The sequence below is a fragment of the Streptomyces sp. CA-181903 genome, from assembly GCF_050937075.1.
Lineage (GTDB): Bacteria > Actinomycetota > Actinomycetes > Streptomycetales > Streptomycetaceae > Streptomyces.
On record NZ_JBNJLY010000001.1, the window covers coordinates 1620806 to 1636890 of the forward strand.

Sequence of the window (16085 nt, forward strand, 5' to 3'; positions counted from 1 at the left end):
CCTGGGGAACAGCCCGCCACAGGCGCCCCCTAGTGCGGCGCCCCCCGCCACCCGGCCACCGGCAGAGCGAACTTGGCGACCAACCGGTCGGTGAACGAAGCGTGATGCAACCGCGCCAAGCGGACAGGCACCGCCCCCCGCCGCACCTCCACCCGGGCCCCCGCGGGCAGCTCCACACTCCGCCGCCCGTCACACCACAGCACCCCGTTGGGCGTCTGCGGCTGCACCTCGACGGCCAGCACCGAGTCCGGCGCGGTCACCAGCGGCTTGGCGAACAGCGCGTGAGCGCTGATCGGCACCATGAGCAGCGCCTCGACCTCGGGCCACACCACAGGCCCTCCAGCGGAAAAGGCATAAGCGGTGGACCCGGTAGGCGTGGCGCACACCACCCCGTCCCCGCCGAACCGCGAAACCGGCCGCCCGTCGACCTCCGTGACGACCTCCAGCAGCCGTTCCCGCGCCGCCTTCTCCACGGACGCCTCGTTGAGCGCCCAGTCGGTGTGCACGACGTGCCCGTCGGTCCGGACGAGCACGTCGAGGGTCATCCGCTCCTCGACCTCGTACTCGCGCGTCACGACCCGGTCCACGACCTTGTCGAGGTCGTCCCGCTCGGCCTCGGCGAGGAAGCCGACCCGGCCGAGGTTGACGCCCAGCATGGGCACTCCGGAGCTGCGCGCGAACTCGGCGCCGCGCAGCAGCGTGCCGTCCCCGCCGAGGACCACGATCAGTTCGCAGCCGTCCAGCACGTCCGGCCGCTCGGGCCCGGTCTCGACGCGTTCGACGGACGGGGGCAGCGGCAGGTCCGCGGCCTCCTCGGCCAGCACCCGCACCCCGATGCCGCACCGCAGCAGCCCCTGGACGACGAGCTCGGCGCTGCGGACGGCCGCCGGCCGCCCGGTGTGAGCGAGCAGGAAGACCGTCCGACCGCCGCTCCGCGATGTCTCCGATGTCGTTTCTGTACTGGTCACCGAGGCCCCTCCGCCACCGCACGGTCAACGTCCGCCGGGTCCAGTTCGGGCGCACCGGCGCGCAGCCACAGAAAGTACTCGACGTTACCGGACGGCCCGGGCAGCGGGCTGGCGGTGACGCCGAGGACGCCGAGCCCCAGTCCGGCGGCGCGGCGGGCGACTTCGCGCACCGCCTCGGCGCGCAGCTCGGGGCTGCGCACGACGCCGCCGCTGCCGAGCCGCTCCTTGCCGACCTCGAACTGCGGCTTGACCATCATCACCAGGTCCGCCCCGGGCGCGGTGCACCCCACCAGGGCGGGCAGCACCAGGCCGAGCGGGATGAACGACAGGTCGCCGACGACGAGGTCGACGGGCTCCCCGTCGATGTGCTCCAGCGTCAGCTCCCGCACATTGGTCCGGTCCTTGACGGTGACCCGTTCGTCGCTCTGCAGCGACCAGGCGAGCTGCCCGTACCCGACGTCGACGGCGACGACGTGCGCGGCGCCCGCGCGCAGCAGGACGTCGGTGAAGCCGCCGGTCGAGGCCCCGGCGTCGAGCGCGCGCCGCCCCTCGACCTTCAGGCCGAGCGGGACGAACGCGGCGAGCGCGCCGGCGAGCTTGTGCCCGCCACGCGAGACGTAGTCGGGGTCGCTGTCGTCCTGGGTGACGACGATCGCGGCGGCGGTCTCCACCTGGGTGGCGGGTTTGGTCGCCGTCGCGCCGCCGACGGTCACCCGGCCCGCGGCGATCAGCTGGCTCGCGTGCTCGCGGGAACGGGCCAGCTTGCGGCGCACCAGCTCGGCGTCGAGGCGGCGGCGGGTCACTCCCACGGGCGGTTCAGCTCCTGTTGTCGTACGGACGCGTGGGGACCGGCGGTCGGTCGGGGCGCTCGTCGAGGGCGGCGAGCGCGGACCGCAGGCCCTGGTGTACATCCTCGTACACGGCCAGGTGACCGTCGGCGGCGAGGTGGTCGGCGTCCGCGAGCCGGGCCAGGTGGGTGTCCACGCCGGGGTGCCCGGTGGGGGTCCGGTCGACGCCGAGGGGCCGCGGCCCGGCGGGCTCGCCGGTCTCTGCCGCCCCCGTGACCTCACCGGAACCCTGCGTCTCCCCGGCTTCCGCGCCCTCGCCGACGCCCTCGCCGACACCTCCGGCCACGTCGGCCGGAGACACCCCGTCCCCCGCCTCCCCGCTCACGACCTCTTCGCTCATGCCCCGACGCTACCCCGGACCGCCCGCTTCTCCGGTGTCCGCCTCCGCGCGGTGTACCGTCCAGGGCAATGGCGACCACCGAGGAGTGCCGCAGCGCGCTCGACAGACTGGCCCGGAACCTCGCGGGCGCGGACGACAGGCTCCGCGGCGCCGCGATGCTCGACCGCTCCCTGAGCTGCCATGTGACCGACCTGGACATCACCTTCGTGGGGCACCTGCGCGAGGGCCGGCTCATGGAGGTACGGGCGGTGCCGGGCGTCCCCGAACGGCGGGCCGAGATCGGCCTGGAGATGACCGGCGACGACCTCGTCGCCCTGGTCGACGGCCGGCTGCACTTCGCGCGGGCCTGGGCGAGCGGCCGGGTGAAGGTCAGGGCCGGCCTGGTGGACGTGCTCAGGCTGCGCTCGATCCTGTAGCGGCCGCCACGACCGCCCCCTCGGGAGCCCCGGAGGCCCCGTCCGTCGCCTTCCGCCCCCGACGCGCCTGCCGCGCGGCCGGTACCACGAGCGGCGTCCCGGTCTGCGGATCGTCGATGATCTGGCAGCTCAGCCCGAACACCTCCGCCACCAGCTCGGACGTGACGATGTCGTTCGGCGCGCCCTCCGCGACGACCTTCCCGCCCCGCATGGCGATCAGGTGGGTCGCGTAGCGGGCGGCGTGGTTGAGGTCGTGCAGGACGGCGACGAGCGTCCGGCCCTGCTCCTCGTGCAGCTCGGCGCAGAGGTCGAGGACCTCGATCTGGTGCTGGATGTCGAGGTAGGTGGTGGGCTCGTCGAGGAGGAGCAGCGGGGTCCGCTGGGCGAGGGCCATGGCGATCCACACGCGCTGCCGCTGCCCGCCGGAGAGCTCGTCGACGTGCCGGTCGGCGAGCTCGGCGACCCGGGTGGCCTCCATCGACTCCTGGACGATCCGCTCGTCCTCGGGCGACCACTGCCGCAGCAGCCCCTGGTGCGGGTACCGGCCGCGGGCGACGAGGTCGGCGACGGTGATGCCGTCCGGCGCCACGGACGACTGCGGCAGCAGGCCGAGCGTCCGGGCCACCTTCTTGGCCGGGTACGAGCCGATGGCCTGGCCGTCCAGGAGGACGGAGCCGGTCGTCGGCTTGAGCATCCGGGAGAGGGCGCGCAGCAGGGTGGACTTGCCGCAGGCGTTGGGGCCGACGATGACGGTGAAGGAGTTGTCGGGTATCGCGACGGAGAGGTCTTCCGCGATGACCCGCCGGTCGTAGGCGAGGGTGACGGATTCGGCCTGCAGTCGGCTCATTGGTGTGGACTCCTTGTCCGTACGTGATCGTGTGCGCCGTTTCGCGGGTCCGGGCGGCGTACTGCCCCCGCCGCCGCGCGGGTCGACCGCCGTCATCCCCGCCCGGCCCGGCGTTCCGTGTGGAGCAGCCACAGCAAATAGCAGCCGCCGAGCATGCCGGTGAGCACGCCGACGGGCAGCCGGTCGGCGCCGAACAGGTGCTGGGACGCCCAGTCGGCGGTGACGAGCAGGGCCGCGCCGGTGCAGGCGGCGGCGGTGAGGCAGGGACCCGGGGAGCCGGTGAGGCGGCGGGCGATCTGCGGCGCGGAGAGGGCGACGAAGGCGATGGGCCCGGCGGCGGCCGTGGCCGCGGCGGTCAGCAGCACGGCCGCGGTCAGCGCCACCAGCCGTGTCCGCTCGACCCGCACCCCGAGCGCGTACGCCGTGTCGTCGCCCATCTCCAGCATGCGCAGGTCGCGCCCCTGGCTCAGGACGACGGGGACCAGCACGGCGCAGACGGCGAGCAGCGGCCACACCTGGTCCCAGTCGCGCCCGTTGAGGGAGCCGACCATCCAGGTGGTGGCCCGCGTCGCGTCGTTGAGGTCCGCCTGCGTCAGCAGATAGCCGACGACGGACGTGAGGATGGCGGTCATGCCGATGCCGACGAGGACGAACCGCTGCCCGTGCACGCCCTTCTGCCACGCGAGCAGGTAGATGGCCGCGCCGGCCAGCAGCCCGCCGGCCAGCGCGCCACCGGAGACGGCGGTGGGGCTGCCCTGGACGAGGACGATGACCGACAGCGCCCCGACGGTCGACCCCTGCGCGATGCCGAGCACGTCCGGGCTGCCCAGCGGGTTGCGGGAGACGGACTGGAAGACCGCGCCGGCCAGCGCCAGCGCCGCGCCGACGAGCAGGGCGACGAGGACGCGGGGCAGCCGCAGGTCGTCGACGACGAACTCCTGCGCGGGCGTGCCGCCGCCGGTCAGCGTGCGGACGACCTCCCCCGGGGTCAGCGGGTAGTCGCCGGTGCCGATGAGGGCGACGGACGCGGCCAGCGCGGCGGCGGCCAGGAGCAGCACGGCGAGCACCGCGCGGGGCGCGACCCGTACGGACAGCCCGCCGGGGGTACGGACGACGTGCACGGTCTTTCCTGGGTTCCCGGGCACGACCCGGCGCCGGACGCTCACAGCCCCGCCGTCCGTCGGCGCCGGATGAGGCGGATGAACAGCGGCCCGCCGACGAGCGCGGTGACGATGCCGACCTGGAGCTCGGAGGGGCGGGCGACGACCCGGCCCAGGATGTCCGTGCCGAGCAGCAGGACGGGCGCGAGGAGCGCCGCGTACGGCAGCACCCAGCGCAGGTCTGGCCCGGTGAAGGAGCGGACCATATGGGGCACCATCAGCCCGACGAAGACGATGGGCCCGCAGGCGGCCGTCGCGGCACCGCACAGCAGGGTGACGGCGGCGAGGCCGAGCACCCGGGTGACGGCCGGCCGGGTGCCGAGCGCCCGCGCCTGGTCGTCGCCGAGGGACATGGCGTTGAGCGGCCGGGTCAGCGCGAAGGCGAGCACGACGCCGGCGGCGATGAACGGCGCGACCTGCCCGACCAGCGTCGCGTTGGCGGACGCCAGCGAGCCGACCGTCCAGAACCGCATCCGGTCGAGCGCGGCCGAGTCGGTCAGTTCCACCGCGTACACATAGCCGTTGAGGACGGCGGTGACGGCGGTGCCCGCGAGGGCCAGCCGGACCGGCGTGGCGCTCCGGCTGCCGCCGAGCACATGCACGACGACGGAGACGACGGCCGCGCCGAGGAACGCGAACCACACATAGCCGGTGAGCGAGGTGACGCCGAAGAAGCCGATGCCGGACACGACGGCCGCGGCGGCCCCCGAGCTGATGCCGAACAGCCCGGGATCGGCGAGGGGGTTGCGGGTCAGCGCCTGCATGACGGCCCCGCCAGGCCCAGCGCGGCCCCGGCGAGGATGCCGAGAAGAGTGCGCGGAACCCGCAGGTCCCGTACGACGACGTCCGTCTCGCTCCCGCTGTAGTGGAACAGCCCGTGCCAGACCTGGTCCAGGGGAACCTGCTTGGCGCCGACGGCGACCGACGCCATCGCGACGGCGAGCAGGAGGACCGCGGCGACCGGCAGCCCGAGGGCGCGCACGGCGTTGCGGCGGGGCACGGCCTCGGGGGAGGTGCCCGGTGGTACATGGGGTGAGACGACGGCCAACACGTGGTTAGGTTAGCCTACCCTCAACATCGCCCCTCACCGAGAGAAGCACCGCCCCCATGAGCACCACCCGCACCACCGTACTGTCCCGACGTGGCCTTCTCACGGCCGGTGGCGCCCTCGGCCTGGGCGCCCTGCTCACGGCGTGCGGCAGCGGCGGTTCCTCCGGCTCCCCCTCGGACAACGGCTCGGGCAAGAGCGGCCCCTGGACCTTCAAGGACGACCGCGGCACCACGGTGAAGGCGGGCAGCACCCCGAAGCGCATCGTCGCCTTCACCGGAACCGCCGCCGCCCTCCACGACTTCGGCGTCGAGTGCGTCGGCGTCTTCGGCCCGACCACCCTCAAGAACGGCAAGCCCGACCCGCAGGCCGGCGACCTCGACGTCACCAAGGTGAAGGTCCTCGGCAACACCTGGGGCGAGTTCAGCGTGGAGAAATACGCGAGCCTCAACCCGGATCTCCTGGTCACCAACATGTTCGAGCCCGGCGCCCTCTGGTACGTGCCCGACGACAGCAAGGACAAGATCCTCGGCCTGGCCCCCAGCGTCGGCCTCACCTCCGCCCGCGTCTCCATGCTCAAGCCCATCGAGCGCTACGCCGAACTCGCCGCCTCCCTCGGCGCCGACCTCAAGGCGAAGAAGGTCACCGACGCCAAGGCCCGCTTCGAGAAGGTCGCCGAGACCCTGCGCCGGACCGCCAAGTCCCACCGGATCAAGGTCATGGCCGCCTCCGGCAGCGCCGACCTCTTCTACGTCTCCAACCCGGCCGTCAACGCCGACCTGATGTACTTCCGCGAGCTCGGCGTGGACTTCGTCGTCCCCCAAAAGCTCGACAAGGGCGGCTACTTCGAGAGCCTCAGCTGGGAGAACGCCAACAAGTACCAGGCCGACCTGATCCTGCTGGACAGCCGCACCTCGGCCCTCCAGCCCAAGGACCTGTCCGCCAAGCCCACTTGGGCCAAACTCCCCGCCGTCGAGGCCGGCCAGGTCAGCCCCTGGCTCAGCGAACCGCGCTTCTCCTACGCGGGCTGCGCACCGCTCCTGGAGAACCTCGCCGCCGCCATCGAGAAGGCGAAGAAGCTGTGACCGCCCCCGCCGTCCTCCCCTACCGCTTCTTCGACGTCCACGTAGTACGCACCGAGCGGATCGGCACCGCCCTCATCCGCGTGACACTCGGCGGCGCCGGCCTCGGCGACCTGGTCACCGACGGCCGTGACCAGCGCTTCAAGCTCTTCCTCCCCCGCCCGGGCCAGGAAGCACCGCTGCTCCCGTACCCCCTGGACGAGGGCTGGTACGGACGCTGGCGAGCCCAGGACCCGGACACCCGACCGGTCATGCGCACCTACACCATCCGCGCCCTCCACCACCTCCCGGACGGCACGACGGAACTGGACGTCGACTTCGTCCAGCACGGCGACGCGGCCCACAGCGGCCCCGCCTCCCTCTGGTCCCGCACGGCCCGCCCGGGCGACCGCGCGGCGATCCTGGCCCCGGTCGTGAACGACAACGGCGGCGCCGACTACCGCCCGCCGCCCGGCACGGACTGGACCCTGATCACCGCCGACGAATCCGCCCTCCCGGCGGTGGCGGGCATCCTCGCCTGGCTGCCTCCCGGCATGCCCGCCCACGTCTGGATCGAAGTCCCCCACCAGGACGACATCCAGCCCCTCCCGACGGCCGCGAACGCCCACATCATCTGGCTGATCCGCAACCAGGACCCCAGGATCACCGACGCCGTCCGGACGGCCGCCTTCCCCGAGGGCACCCCCTACGCCTGGCTGGCCGGCGAAGCGGGCACCATCCGCACCCTCCGCCGCCACCTGGTCAACGACCGGCAAATCGACCGCAAGCGGATCACCTTCACGGGCTACTGGCGCAGGGGAGCGACGGAGGAACAACTCCTGGACGAACTGGCCTGAGCCACCCCTGTCAGCCCGTCCGGCGTTTGAGGACAGCGCGCGCAGCGTGCTGCGGGGGTGCGGGGGCGGAGCCCCCGCAGGAAACGGTGAAAGGGCGGGGTTGGGGCACCCCCTACCAGCCCAAGCGGCCCAGCGCCTCCCCCGCATCCGCACCACACACACCATCGCCGGCAGCACTCCACGCCGCCCCACACAACGCCCGCAACCCATCAATCCGCTCCCCGTCCCCATCAAGGACGAGAAGCCCATCGCGCAGGGAAGCAGCCCACCCCCCACACAGAAACCCACCGTCCCCCTCGGAAACGACAGGCTGCGCCTCCAACAGCCCCCGAAGATCCTCCGCCACGTAAGTGGCGCGATGCTCCGGCCGAGCAGCCAGAACCTCAGCAGCCGTAGTCACCCCGGTAAGCACCAGCAACGAGTCGACACCCCCCGCGTGCGCCCCCTCGATGTCCGTATCGAGCCGGTCCCCGACCACAAGCGGCCGCTCGGCCCCCGTCCGCAACACGGTCTCCCGATGCATGGGAGGCAGCGGCTTCCCCGCAACCTGCGGCACCCGCCCCGTAGCGATCTTCACGACCTCCACGGCCGCACCATTCCCCGGCGCGATCCCCCGCCCGCTCGGAATCGTCAGGTCCGTGTTGGACGCGAACCACGGCAGCCCACGCGCCACCGCGTACGAAGCCTCCATCAACCGCGACCACGGCATGTCAGGCCCGCCATATCCCTGAGCGACAGCGGCCGGATCATCGTCCACGGACTCCACAGGCACCAGCCCCCGCTCCCGCAGCGCGACCCGCAACCCCTCCGCCCCGACCACCAGCACCCGGGACCCGGCGGGCAGCTGCTCCGCTATCAGCCGGGACACCGCCTGCGCGGAGTTGATGACGTCTCCCGGCTCGGCCGGGATCCCCAGCTCGGTCAGGTGCGCCGCCACCACATCGGGCGTCCGCGCCGCGTTGTTCGTCACGTACGCCAGATGCATCCCTTCCTTCCGCGCCGTCTCCAGCGACGCGACGGCGTGCGGGATGGCTTCGCCCCCGGCGTACACCACGCCGTCGAGATCCAGCAGGGCGGTGTCGTAGGTCTCGCTCAGCCGGCGCTCGCTGCCGCCGGGCCGGGTCCGGACGCTCTCGTTCATACGGAGTTCGCTCCTTGTGCTGTTCGTCTCTGTCTCGATCATTGCTCATCCGGCCAGGGGACATAACATTTACTGATGAGCAATCCGGATCCTGCCGGGCACGGCCTCCGACTCGCCCCCTTCCGAGGTCTGCGCTATGTCCCGGAACGGGTGGGCAGCCTCGCGGCCGTGACCTCGCCACCGTACGACGTCGTCGTCCGGCCCGACGGCCTGCGCCACTTGGAGACCGCCGATCCGCACAACATCGTCCGGTTGATCCTCCCGCAGGCCGCCACCGCCGCCGACCGGCACCGCCGGGCCGCCGACACCCTGCGCCGCTGGCAGGAGGAACGCATCCTGGCCCCGGACCCGGAACCCGCGCTCTACGTGTACGAACAGCGGGGCGACGGCATACTCCAGCGCGGCCTCATCGGCGCCCTGCGCCTCACGCCCCGCGAGGAGAAGGTCGTCCTCCCCCACGAGGACGTGATGCCGCACATCGTGGAGGACCGCGCCGCCCTGATGCGGGACACGGGCGCCAACCTGGAGCCGCTCCTCTTCGCCTACCGCGGCGACGGCTCCGCGACCGGCGCCGCGGCCGTCATCGAACGCGTCACGGGCACCACGCCCCTCCTCTCCACCACCACGGACGACGGCTTCGCCCACCGCCTCTGGTCGGTGACGGAGCCCGACGAGCTGACCCTGATCGGCGACGACCTCTCCCGCCGCCAGGCCCTCATCGCCGACGGCCACCACCGCTGGGCCACCTACCAGCGCCTCCGCGCCGAACAGCCGGCGCCAGGCCCCTGGGACTTCGGCCTCGTCCTCTTGGTGGACACCGCCCGCTACCCCCTGCGGGTAAGGGCCATCCACCGCCTCCTGCACCGCCTGCCCCTCACGGACGCGCTGTCCGCCGCGGCCGGCGTGTTCCGCGTCCGCACCCTGGACACCCCCCTGCCGTCGGCCCTGGACGCTCTCGCGGAGGCATCGGCGGCCGACGAGCACGGCAACGCCTTCCTCCTGGCCGGCGACGGCCGCTTCCACCTCCTCGACCGCCCGGACCCGGACCTGCTGACCCGTACGGTCCCGTCCGGCCGCCCACGGGCCTGGCGGGAGCTCGACGCCACGGTCCTGCACTCGGTGCTGCTGGAACACGTGTGGCGGGTGAGCGACGACCCGGAGCACATCGGCTACATCCACGACACGGCCGCGGCCGTCGCCCAGGCCGAGCGGCACGGCGGTACGGCCGTGCTGATGCACCCCGTCCGCGAGGAGGTGGTCCACGAGCTCGCCGCCCAGGGTGTGACGATGCCGCGCAAGTCGACCTCCTTCGGCCCCAAACCGGCCACGGGCCTGGTCCTGCGCAGCCTCAGCCTGGACTGACGGCAAGAAGAAACGGTGGTGGGGTGGAACCCGTACGGGTTCCACCCCACCACCGTTCACACGAGGAACTCAGCGCCTCAGCGCGCGTCGCCGCCCTCGACGTCCTTCTCGGCCGACTCGGCCTTCTCGACCGGCTCGGCCTTCTCGGTCTGCCCCTCGGCCTCGGCAGCGGCAGCCTTCTCCACCGGCGCCTCCGCCTCGGCCTCGGAACCGGCGGCGTCACCGCCACCGGCCGTCTCGTCCGCCTCTTCCTTCTCCTCGTCCGCGGCCTCGATCACCGCGTCCTCGGCGTCCTTGACGTCCTCCGCCTCCTCGACGTCCGCCAGGACGTCGGTGAACTCGACACCGTCGAGCTCGGCGAGCCGGTCGGAGGCGTTGGTGGTACCGCCCTGGTCGGCCTCGAGGGCCTTGGCGAACCACTCGCGGGCCTCGGCCTCACGCCCGACGTCGAGCAGCGCGTCGGCGTAGGCGTACCGCAGCCGCGCCGTCCAGGGCTGGACGGAGTTCGACGCCAGCTCGGGGCTCTGCAGCGTGACGACGGCGGCCTCGGCCTGCCCCATGTCCTTACGGGCACCGGCGGCCACCAGGCGCATCTCCACCTGGCCGGCCTTGTCGAGCTTCTGCACCTCGGGCTCGCCGGCCATGGCCAGCGCCCGCTCCGGACGGCCCATGCCGCGCTCGCAGTCCGCCATGACGGGCCACAGCTCGACGGAACCGGTCATCCGGCGCGCCGCACGGAACTCGGCCAGCGCCTCGGAGTACCGGGCGGTCGCGTACGACGCGAACCCGGCGGCCTCACGGACGGCGGCGACACGCGAGGCCAGCCGCAGGGCGACCCGCGAGTAGCCGTACGCCCCCTCGGCGTCCTCGTCGAGCAGCTTGGCCACCATGACGAGGTTGCGGGCGACGTCCTCGGCGAGCGTCTTCGGCAGACTCATGAGCTCCTGCCGCACGTCCGCGTCGATCTCCTCGCCGGTCACGTCGTCCGGGATGGGCAGCCGCTTCACCGGCTCCCGCTCGCCGCGGTCACGGTCCCGGTCGTCCCGACGGCCGTAGCCACCACCGCGCGAGCGGTCGTCCCGCCCACGGTAGCCCCCGCCCTGCCGGTCCCGGTCACGGTCGTCACGCCGCCCGTAACCACCACCGGCCGGCCGGCCACCGCGGTCGTCACGACGGAACCCACCGCGGTCGCGGTCGTCGTCGCGGCGGGGACCGCGGTCGTCGTCGCGACGCGGGCCACGGTCGTCACGGCGGTCGTCACGGCGGAAGCCCGGACGGTCGTCGCGACGGAACCCACCGCGGTCGTCATCCCGACGCGGCCCACGGTCATCACGACGGTCATCACGCCGGAAACCCGGACGCTCATCGCGACGGAAGCCGCCACGGTCGTCATCCCGACGCGGCCCACGGTCATCACGACGCTCGTCACGCCGGAACGCCGGCCGCTCGTCGCGGCGGGGGCCGCGGTCGTCACGGCGGTCATCGCGCCGGAAGCCCGGACGGTCGTCGCGACGGAACCCACCGCGCTCGTCGTCGCGACGCGGCCCGCGCTGCTCGTCACGGCGGTCATCACGACGGTACGAGGGCCGATCGGCGTCACGACGCTCGTCACGTCGGAAGCCGCCACGGTCGTCATCACGACGGGGGCCGCGGTCGTCACGCCGGTCGTCACGGCGGAAGCCCGGACGGTCGTCACGACGGAACCCACCGCGCTCGTCGTCGCGACGCGGCCCGCGCTGCTCGTCACGGCGGTCATCACGACGGTACGAGGGCCGGTCAGCGTCACGACGCTCATCGCGTCGGAAGCCGCCACGGTCGTCATCACGACGCCCGTAACCGCCGCCACCGCCGAAGGAGGGACGACCGCCACGGTCGTCACGGCGGAAGCCGCCGCGGTCGTCGTCGCGACGGGGACCGCGGTCGTCATCACGACGCGGACCACGGTCGTCGCGCCGGTCGTCACGGCGGAAGCCCGGACGGTCGTCACGACGGAACCCACCGCGGTCGTCATCGCGACGCGGCCCACGCTGCTCATCGCGGCGGTCGTCACGCCGGAAACCGCCGCGGTCGTCGTCGCGACGGCCGTAGCCGCCGCCACCAGAGGGGCGGCCGCCGCGGTCGTCACGGCCACCGCGGTAACCACCGCGGTCGTCGTCACGTCGGCCGTAGCCGCCGCCGGAAGGACGACCGCCACGGTCGTCACGGCGGAAGCCGCCCCGCGGCCCGCCGTGGCGGTCGCCGCCCGAACGGTCGTCGGGAGAGTTGGTGGACATCGACGTGACTCCTGTCTTGAGGTACCGCAGTCATTCTCGCGCAGCCGGCGCGCGGATGCGCTTCGACAAAAACGCTGCACTTCTATGAAAAACAAAAGGACCCTTGGTCCCAGCGTGAACGCTGGGACCAAGGGTCCTTGAAATATTGTTCGGCGGCGTCCTACTCTCCCACACGGTCCCCCATGCAGTACCATCGGCGCTGAAAGGCTTAGCTTCCGGGTTCGGAATGTAACCGGGCGTTTCCCTAACGCTATGACCACCGAAACCCTATCGGTTTCGAGCGAACAAGCACACTTTTCAATTAAGTGGTTCTGCTCTTACCGGCAACTGTTCGTTGCCTCAGAACTTACACAGTGGACGCGAGCAACTGAGGACAAGCCCTCGGCCTATTAGTACCAGTCAGCTCCAACCGTTACCGGTCTTCCACACCTGGCCTATCAACCCAGTCGTCTACTGGGAGCCTTACCCCATCAAGTGGGTGGGAGTCCTCATCTCGAAGCAGGCTTCCCGCTTAGATGCTTTCAGCGGTTATCCCTCCCGAACGTAGCCAACCAGCCATGCCCTTGGCAGAACAACTGGCACACCAGAGGTTCGTCCGTCCCGGTCCTCTCGTACTAGGGACAGCCCTTCTCAAGACTCCTACGCGCACAGCGGATAGGGACCGAACTGTCTCACGACGTTCTAAACCCAGCTCGCGTACCGCTTTAATGGGCGAACAGCCCAACCCTTGGGACCGACTCCAGCCCCAGGATGCGACGAGCCGACATCGAGGTGCCAAACCATCCCGTCGATATGGACTCTTGGGGAAGATCAGCCTGTTATCCCCGGGGTACCTTTTATCCGTTGAGCGACGGCGCTTCCACAAGCCACCGCCGGATCACTAGTCCCGACTTTCGTCCCTGCTCGACCCGTCGGTCTCACAGTCAAGCTCCCTTGTGCACTTACACTCAACACCTGATTGCCAACCAGGCTGAGGGAACCTTTGGGCGCCTCCGTTACCCTTTAGGAGGCAACCGCCCCAGTTAAACTACCCACCAGACACTGTCCCTGATCCGGATCACGGACCCAGGTTAGACATCCAGCACGACCAGAGTGGTATTTCAACGACGACTCCACACACACTGGCGTGCATGCTTCACAGTCTCCCACCTATCCTACACAAGCCGAACCGAACACCAATATCAAGCTATAGTAAAGGTCCCGGGGTCTTTCCGTCCTGCTGCGCGAAACGAGCATCTTTACTCGTAGTGCAATTTCACCGGGCCTATGGTTGAGACAGTCGAGAAGTCGTTACGCCATTCGTGCAGGTCGGAACTTACCCGACAAGGAATTTCGCTACCTTAGGATGGTTATAGTTACCACCGCCGTTTACTGGCGCTTAAGTTCTCAGCTTCGCCCCACCGAAATGGAGCTAACCGGTCCCCTTAACGTTCCAGCACCGGGCAGGCGTCAGTCCGTATACATCGCCTTACGGCTTCGCACGGACCTGTGTTTTTAGTAAACAGTCGCTTCTCGCTGGTCTCTGCGGCCACACCCAGCTCAAGGAGTAAATCCCATCACCGGACATGGCCCCCCTTCTCCCGAAGTTACGGGGGCATTTTGCCGAGTTCCTTAACCATAGTTCACCCGAACGCCTCGGTATTCTCTACCTGACCACCTGAGTCGGTTTAGGGTACGGGCCGCCATGAAACTCGCTAGAGGCTTTTCTCGACAGCATAGGATCATCCACTTCACCACAATCGGCTCGGCATCAGGTCTCAGGCTTCATGCTGTCCGGATTTGCCTAGACAGCGCCCTACACCCTTACCCCGGGACAACCACCGCCCGGGCTGGACTACCTTCCTGCGTCACCTCATCGCTTACCTACTACAAGTCTGGGTCGTCGGCTCCACCACTTTCCATCACCCGAAGGATCCGGAACGGCTTCACGGACTTAGCATCGCCTGATTCGATATTGGGCGTTTCAAAGCGGGTACCGGAATATCAACCGGTTGTCCATCGACTACGCCTGTCGGCCTCGCCTTAGGTCCCGACTTACCCTGGGCAGATCAGCTTGACCCAGGAACCCTTAGTCAATCGGCGCACACGTTTCCCACGTGTGTATCGCTACTCATGCCTGCATTCTCACTCGTGAACCGTCCACAACTCGCTTCCGCGGCTGCTTCACCCGGCACACGACGCTCCCCTACCCATCACAGTCCCCGTTGGGGGTATGTACTGCAATGACACGACTTCGGCGGTACGCTTGAGCCCCGCTACATTGTCGGCGCGGAATCACTTGACCAGTGAGCTATTACGCACTCTTTCAAGGGTGGCTGCTTCTAAGCCAACCTCCTGGTTGTCTCTGCGACTCCACATCCTTTCCCACTTAGCGTACGCTTAGGGGCCTTAGTCGATGCTCTGGGCTGTTTCCCTCTCGACCATGGAGCTTATCCCCCACAGTCTCACTGCCGCGCTCTCACTTACCGGCATTCGGAGTTTGGCTAAGGTCAGTAACCCGGTAGGGCCCATCGCCTATCCAGTGCTCTACCTCCGGCAAGAAACACACGACGCTGCACCTAAATGCATTTCGGGGAGAACCAGCTATCACGGAGTTTGATTGGCCTTTCACCCCTAACCACAGGTCATCCCCCAGGTTTTCAACCCTGGTGGGTTCGGTCCTCCACGAAGTCTTACCTCCGCTTCAACCTGCCCATGGCTAGATCACTCCGCTTCGGGTCTTGGGCGCGCTACTCATTCGCCCTATTCGGACTCGCTTTCGCTACGGCTTCCCCACACGGGTTAACCTCGCAACACACCGCAAACTCGCAGGCTCATTCTTCAAAAGGCACGCAGTCACGACACAAGAAGCAAGCTCCTTGTGCGACGCTCCCACGGCTTGTAGGCACACGGTTTCAGGTACTATTTCACTCCGCTCCCGCGGTACTTTTCACCATTCCCTCACGGTACTATCCGCTATCGGTCACCAGGGAATATTTAGGCTTAGCGGGTGGTCCCGCCAGATTCACACGGGATTTCTCGGGCCCCGTGCTACTTGGGTGTCTCTCAAACGAGCCGCAATGATTTCAGCTACGGGGGTCTTACCCTCTACGCCGGACCTTTCGCATGTCCTTCGCCTATCACTACGGTTTCTGACTCGTCTCACAGCCGGCAGACTATGAAAGAGAGATCCCACAACCCCGCCTGCGCAACCCCTGCCGGGTATTACACACAAACGGTTTGGCCTCATCCGGTTTCGCTCGCCACTACTCCCGGAATCACGGTTGTTTTCTCTTCCTGCGGGTACTGAGATGTTTCACTTCCCCGCGTTCCCTCCACACTGCCTATGTGTTCAGCAGCGGGTGACAGCCCATGACGACTGCCGGGTTTCCCCATTCGGACACCCCCGGATCACAGCTCGGTTGACAGCTCCCCGGGGCCTATCGCGGCCTCCCACGTCCTTCATCGGTTCCTGGTGCCAAGGCATCCACCGTGCGCCCTTAAAAACTTGGCCACAGATGCTCGCGTCCACTGTGCAGTTCTCAAACAACGACCAGCCACCCACCACCCCGACACACAAAGCATCGAGTTCACTGGGGCCGGACCGAAGGCAACAAGCTCACGCTCGTACCCTCAGACACCCAACAGCGTGCCCGACCCGACCAGCTCGATTTCACGTTCCACGCCGAAGCAGTACTAGTGACCTCTCACCGATCGTGCCGAATAGTCAACGTTCCACCCATGAGCAACCGTACGAGTCATTCGCTCGTAGTCGGCTATGTGCT

Annotated in this window: 12 protein-coding genes, 2 rRNA genes and 1 pseudogene; 4 read left to right on the top strand and 11 right to left on the bottom strand. The window is 69.4% G+C overall.

Translation table 11 applies throughout. The annotated features are described in order from the left end of the window. Positions 1-29: 29 nt before the first annotated feature. The 3 genes from ACQEVS_RS06980 to ACQEVS_RS06990 are packed head-to-tail and all read right to left on the bottom strand — an operon-like array spanning position 30 to position 2156. Entirely contained in the window at positions 30-968 is a 939-nt protein-coding gene (locus ACQEVS_RS06980; protein WP_433016675.1) for an NAD kinase, read from the bottom strand. Next, positions 965-1771: a TlyA family RNA methyltransferase gene (locus ACQEVS_RS06985; protein WP_433027333.1), complete on the bottom strand. Its 807-nt coding sequence runs from the start codon at positions 1769-1771 to the stop codon at positions 965-967. The genes ACQEVS_RS06980 and ACQEVS_RS06985 overlap by 4 nt, the downstream gene beginning before the upstream one ends. 13 nt (positions 1772-1784) lie before the next feature. Continuing rightward, the gene (locus ACQEVS_RS06990; RefSeq protein ID WP_433016678.1) at positions 1785-2156 is read right to left on the bottom strand and encodes a hypothetical protein; all 372 of its coding nucleotides are present in this window, start codon (positions 2154-2156) and stop codon (positions 1785-1787) included. 68 nt (positions 2157-2224) lie between these two features. Between ACQEVS_RS06990 and ACQEVS_RS06995 the strand changes: the two genes are divergently transcribed. Next, positions 2225-2572 (top strand): sterol-binding protein, encoded by a 348-nt coding sequence (locus tag ACQEVS_RS06995; protein ID WP_433016681.1) that lies wholly within the window; start codon positions 2225-2227, stop codon positions 2570-2572. Here the strand turns inward: ACQEVS_RS06995 and ACQEVS_RS07000 are convergent. From ACQEVS_RS07000 to ACQEVS_RS07010, 3 genes and pseudogenes are all read right to left on the bottom strand, one after another. Next, a complete protein-coding gene (locus ACQEVS_RS07000) occupies positions 2550-3419 on the bottom strand; it encodes an ABC transporter ATP-binding protein (RefSeq protein WP_433016684.1) in 870 nt (289 codons plus the stop codon). The two genes, ACQEVS_RS06995 and ACQEVS_RS07000, sit on opposite strands and share 23 nt — an antisense overlap. A 92-nt stretch (positions 3420-3511) precedes the next feature. Then, positions 3512-4540 carry a FecCD family ABC transporter permease gene (locus tag ACQEVS_RS07005; RefSeq protein ID WP_433016687.1) on the bottom strand — a complete coding sequence of 343 codons (1029 nt, stop codon included), beginning with the start codon at positions 4538-4540 and terminating at the stop codon, positions 3512-3514. Between the two features lie 41 nt (positions 4541-4581). Next, positions 4582-5627 (bottom strand): annotated as a pseudogene (locus tag ACQEVS_RS07010) (FecCD family ABC transporter permease). Between the two features lie 59 nt (positions 5628-5686). Between ACQEVS_RS07010 and ACQEVS_RS07015 the strand changes: the two are divergent. Both ACQEVS_RS07015 and ACQEVS_RS07020 read left to right on the top strand, forming a co-directional pair. After that, positions 5687-6712, top strand: coding sequence for an ABC transporter substrate-binding protein (locus ACQEVS_RS07015; RefSeq protein ID WP_433016690.1), 1026 nt, complete (start codon positions 5687-5689; stop codon positions 6710-6712). Beyond that, entirely contained in the window at positions 6709-7545 is an 837-nt protein-coding gene (locus tag ACQEVS_RS07020; protein WP_433016693.1) for a siderophore-interacting protein, read from the top strand. The genes ACQEVS_RS07015 and ACQEVS_RS07020 overlap by 4 nt, the downstream gene beginning before the upstream one ends. Positions 7546-7657: 112 nt before the next feature. Here the strand turns inward: ACQEVS_RS07020 and ACQEVS_RS07025 are convergent, their stop codons facing one another. Further along, complete coding sequence (locus ACQEVS_RS07025; protein WP_433016696.1) at positions 7658-8686, bottom strand: HAD-IIA family hydrolase; 1029 nt, start codon at positions 8684-8686, stop codon at positions 7658-7660. A 75-nt stretch (positions 8687-8761) separates the two neighbouring features. Between ACQEVS_RS07025 and ACQEVS_RS07030 the strand changes: the two genes are divergently transcribed. Further along, a complete protein-coding gene (locus ACQEVS_RS07030; protein WP_433016699.1) occupies positions 8762-10048 on the top strand; it encodes a DUF1015 family protein in 1287 nt (428 codons plus the stop codon). Between the two features lie 77 nt (positions 10049-10125). Here the strand turns inward: ACQEVS_RS07030 and ACQEVS_RS07035 are convergent, their stop codons facing one another. The 4 genes from ACQEVS_RS07035 to ACQEVS_RS07050 form a co-directional block, all read right to left on the bottom strand. Further along, positions 10126-11001, bottom strand: a complete 876-nt coding sequence (locus ACQEVS_RS07035; protein WP_433027335.1) for a hypothetical protein — start codon at positions 10999-11001, stop codon at positions 10126-10128. Between the two features lie 50 nt (positions 11002-11051). Further along, positions 11052-12251 (bottom strand): hypothetical protein, encoded by a 1200-nt coding sequence (locus ACQEVS_RS07040; protein WP_433016702.1) that lies wholly within the window; start codon positions 12249-12251, stop codon positions 11052-11054. A 217-nt stretch (positions 12252-12468) separates the two neighbouring features. After that, positions 12469-12585 (bottom strand): 5S ribosomal RNA (gene rrf / locus ACQEVS_RS07045). Between the two features lie 105 nt (positions 12586-12690). Next, positions 12691-15814, bottom strand: a 23S ribosomal RNA gene (locus ACQEVS_RS07050). Positions 15815-16085 lie beyond the last annotated feature (271 nt).

What these genes read in the sequence shown, in the direction of transcription:
- ACQEVS_RS06990 (WP_433016678.1), bottom strand. Translation starts at nt 2,156, where the DNA reads ATGAGCGAAGAGGTCGTGAGCGGGGAGGCGGGGGACGGGGTGTCTCCG.
- ACQEVS_RS06995 (WP_433016681.1), top strand. Translation starts at nt 2,225, where the DNA reads ATGGCGACCACCGAGGAGTGCCGCAGCGCGCTCGACAGACTGGCCCGG.
- ACQEVS_RS07000 (WP_433016684.1), bottom strand. Translation starts at nt 3,419, where the DNA reads ATGAGCCGACTGCAGGCCGAATCCGTCACCCTCGCCTACGACCGGCGG.
- ACQEVS_RS07015 (WP_433016690.1), top strand. Translation starts at nt 5,687, where the DNA reads ATGAGCACCACCCGCACCACCGTACTGTCCCGACGTGGCCTTCTCACG.
- ACQEVS_RS07025 (WP_433016696.1), bottom strand. Translation starts at nt 8,686, where the DNA reads ATGAACGAGAGCGTCCGGACCCGGCCCGGCGGCAGCGAGCGCCGGCTG.
- ACQEVS_RS07030 (WP_433016699.1), top strand. Translation starts at nt 8,762, where the DNA reads ATGAGCAATCCGGATCCTGCCGGGCACGGCCTCCGACTCGCCCCCTTC.